The sequence below is a fragment of the Streptomyces sp. SID11385 genome (assembly GCF_010548245.1).
GTDB lineage: Bacteria > Actinomycetota > Actinomycetes > Streptomycetales > Streptomycetaceae > Streptomyces.
In genome coordinates this window covers 1-318 of sequence record NZ_JAAGLR010000303.1, presented here as the reverse complement: position 1 = coordinate 318, position 318 = coordinate 1, and the positions used below count along the sequence as shown (strand labels likewise).

At 80.5% G+C, this 318-nt stretch carries 1 pseudogene; it reads left to right on the top strand.

Features of this window, described 5'->3' with window-relative positions:
• A pseudogene (locus G3I42_RS09070) lies at nucleotides 1-318 on the top strand (N-acetylmuramoyl-L-alanine amidase); the annotation flags it as partial.

The window sequence follows — 318 nt, the reverse complement described above, 5'->3', positions numbered from 1 at the left end:
CCCGCCCCCGCCGCGACCCCCGCCCCGGTCCCCGGCTCCACCGCCTCGCTCCCGCTCACCCTCCTGCCCGCCGCGCGTGCGGACGGCCACGACCGCTACGCGGCGCGCCTGTCCCGCCGCACCGTCAAGCCCTTCTCGCTCGTCGGCATCGTCTGGGACGACCCCGCGCGCACCCTCACGGGCACGGCCCGGGTACGCGTACGGGACGCCGCCACCGGTACGTGGGGCGCCTGGCAGGCCCTGGAGACCCACAACGCCGAGCACGCGGCGGACCCCGGGAGCCGCGAGGCCCGTGCCCCCGGCCGCCACGGCGGCACC